Genomic DNA, 3122 nt, shown 5'->3' with positions numbered 1-3122 from the left:
TAGAGCAGAACAGGCTCAGGGCTACTGAAAGCCCGCTCCGTACCGCTTAGCGGTCGGAGCCGGGTAGTTTACCCGCTTTGTTCCCGGATTAAGATGCAGGAAACGGGGGCACCTCCAAAACCCCAAAACAAGCCAAAAGGCAAGATTGAGTCTGTACAGCAGGCTTTTGTGCTGAGAGCTAGAGGCCGATGAACGTATCCAAAGGGCCAAGTTTTGACGGCGTGGATCCCCCGGATCCCAAGCTGATCGATGCCTGCGTGCATTGCGGGTTTTGCCTGACCACCTGCCCCAGCTACCGTGTCATCGGCAAAGAGACGGACTCGCCGCGGGGGCGCATCTATCAGATGGAGGCTCTCAACCAAGGTCAAATCTCCCTCTCGGCGGCTACGGTTTCCCACTTCGACAGTTGTTTGGGCTGTTTGGCCTGTGTTACGGCCTGTCCATCGGGGGTGCAATATGACCGCTTAATTGCCGCCACCCGCCCGCAAATCGAACGCAACTACCCACGTAGCCTTTGGGATCGGCTTTACCGCCAGTTCATCTTCTCGGTGTTTCCTTACCCGGAGCGGCTGCAACCGCTGCTGTGGCCTCTCTGGCTGTACCAAAAAATGGGGATCGGCGCTTGGATCCGAAAGGGTCTGGAAAAGGTCTCCCCGCGTTTGGCGGCCATGGAATCCCTGATGCCCCCCCTGGAGGTGGAGCAACTGCTGCCCAAGCGTTACCCTGAGCGGATCCCGGCGGTGGGAGAACGCCGTTTTCGGGTGGGACTCATTTTGGGCTGCGTGCAGCGCCTGTTTGCCCCGCAGGTGAATGAGGCCAGCATTCGCGTCTTGACCCACAACGGCTGTGAGGTGGTGATCCCGCCTGTCCAGGGCTGTTGTGCGGCCTTGCCCCACCATCAAGGGCAACTGCAGCAGGCGGAAACCCTGGCCCGCCAGATGATCGATGCCTTTGCCGATTACGAGTTGGATGCCATTCTGATCAACGCTTCTGGCTGCGGGCATACCCTGAAAGACTATGGCCACCTATTGGCCAGGGATCCCGACTACAAGGAGAAAGCAGCCCGATTTGCCACTCAAGTCAGGGATATTCAGGAGTTTCTCGCCCAGGTGGGGTTAACTGCTCCTCTACATCCGCTACAGCCGGAACCCCTGGTGCTGGTCTACCAGGATGCCTGTCACATGCTGCATGGGCAGCGGCTCAGCCAGGAACCCCGACACCTGCTGCGGCAAATCCCAGGGCTGGAGCTGCGGGATCCCGTCGATGCGGCCCTCTGCTGTGGTAGCTCCGGCGTCTACAACCTGTTGCAACCCCAGGTGGCGGATGAGCTGGGATCCCAAAAGGTGGCCAACCTCCTCAACACCGGCGCCCAGGGGATCGTCTCCGCCAACATCGGCTGCCGCTTGCAAATCCAAAAGCACCTGCGCCTGCAAGGCAAGGCTGGGATCCCCATCTATCACCCGATGGAATTGTTGGATCGCGCCCTTACCGCTGCGCGACGCTTTCGCGAACAAGCTACAGGGACTTCTTCGGGTCAGGCAGAGGTAGCCGAGGCAACCGGTTGAGTGGATCCTGGATTTCCGGTCGCGCTGGCGTAACCTGGCGCAACATAGCCTCCCACCCCACTTCTCTCCCCCATCGCCGATGGGCTATTCCATCAACAGGCCCAAGTCCAGGTGAGGCTGCCACAGATCGGCCAGGCGCTCCAGCAATTGCTCCCGCTGCTGAGCATAGTGGCCCTCCAGCTCCGGCAAGGGATCCCAGCCTTTTTGTCGGCGCAGCCAGTTCAGCCATTGTCGCCGCCACAGGTGGTTGTCAAACAGGCCATGCAGATAGCTGCCCCAAATCCGACCCGTGGGATCCCGCCAGCCCAGGTTCTCTTGCTCGAACAGCGGCAGGCAGCCAGAGGGATCCGCCTGGGTGGATCCCTGATGAATTTCGTACCCCTGGATGGGGGCCAGGGCAGGCCATCGGCTTTGGGTCTGTACCTGCTGGGTGACCTTGGTGGGTTGTAAAACGGTGGTCAAAGGGAGAAAGCCCAGCCCTGGGTAGGTGCCGGCGATCCCCTCCCAGCCTTCGGGATCGGCGATGGTCTCTCCCAACATTTGCAGCCCACCGCAAATGCCGATGATATGGCCGGAGTATTGGCGCAGTTGATCGGCCAGGCCGGTCTTTTGCAACGCGAACAGATCGTTGAGGGTGGTTTTGCTGCCGGGCAGGATGACCACATCCGGGGATCCCAAACTTTGGCCGGGGTGAACCCAGCGCAGATGGACGGTGGGCTCCGCCAACAAGGGGTCAAAATCCGAGAAATTGGCCACCTGGGGCAAACGCACCACAGCAATCTCCAGTCGCCCCTCCCTCAGGGTTTGGCCACCGGCCCGGTCGCGGCGATCTTCCCAAAGCAGGGGGTTGGCTGCAATTCCCATCGAATCCTCTTGGGGCAGAACCCAGTCCACCCAAGGCAAGACCCCGACAACTGGGATCCCGGTGTAGTTTTCCAGCCAATCCAGGCCGGGCTGCAACAGTTCCCGCGAGCCCCGAAACTTGTTGATGACAATGCCCCGGATCAGGGCCCGTTCTTCGGGTTCCAGCAGTTGGAGTGTGCCCACCACATGGGCCAGCGCCCCACCTCGGTCGATGTCCGCCACCAGCCAAGTGGGGGATCCCAAATGCAAGGCAACCCGCATGTTCGCCAAGTCTCGATGTTTGAGGTTCACCTCTGCCGGACTGCCTGCCCCCTCGCAAAGGATCCAGTCGTACTGCTTTTGCAGGCGAGCAAGGGCTTCTTTAACCGCTTGCCAGGCCGGCGCAAACCAGCGCTCGTAATACTCTCCGGCGCGGTAGGTGCCCACCGCCACTCCGTTCAAGACGATCTGGGAAGTCAGGTTGCCCTGGGGCTTCAGAAGAATCGGGTTCATTTCCACCGCAGGGGGGATCCCGGCAGCCCAAGCTTGCAGAGCCTGCGCGTAGGCGATCTCTTTGCCCTCTGGGGTGACATAGGCGTTGAGGGACATATTCTGAGCTTTGAAGGGGGCGACCCTTTTTCCCGCTTTCTTGAGAATGCGACAAAGGGCTGTCACCAAAAGGGTTTTGCCCACGTGGGAAGAAGTTCCCACCAC

Annotated in this window: 2 protein-coding genes; one reads left to right on the top strand and one right to left on the bottom strand. The window is 60.3% G+C overall.

Annotated elements, in window-relative coordinates; translation table 11 throughout:
- Positions 1 to 188: 188 nt before the first annotated feature.
- A complete protein-coding gene (locus tag NW837_RS03845; protein WP_414329346.1) occupies positions 189 to 1565 on the top strand; it encodes a (Fe-S)-binding protein in 1377 nt (458 codons plus the stop codon).
- 84 nt (positions 1566 to 1649) lie between these two features.
- Here the strand turns inward: NW837_RS03845 and NW837_RS03840 are convergent.
- Positions 1650 to 3122 (bottom strand): cobyric acid synthase (locus NW837_RS03840; protein WP_414329345.1); only part of this gene is annotated, 1473 nt, incomplete at its 5' end.

This window comes from Synechococcus sp. R6-10 (assembly GCF_047461815.1).
In the GTDB taxonomy this organism is placed as follows: Bacteria; Cyanobacteriota; Cyanobacteriia; order Thermostichales; family Thermostichaceae; genus Thermostichus.
The sequence above is the reverse complement of the archived record's forward strand: the minus strand, read 5'-3'. Positions and strand labels throughout refer to the sequence as shown.

What these genes read in the sequence shown, in the direction of transcription:
- NW837_RS03845 (WP_414329346.1), top strand. Translation starts at nt 189, where the DNA reads ATGAACGTATCCAAAGGGCCAAGTTTTGACGGCGTGGATCCCCCGGAT.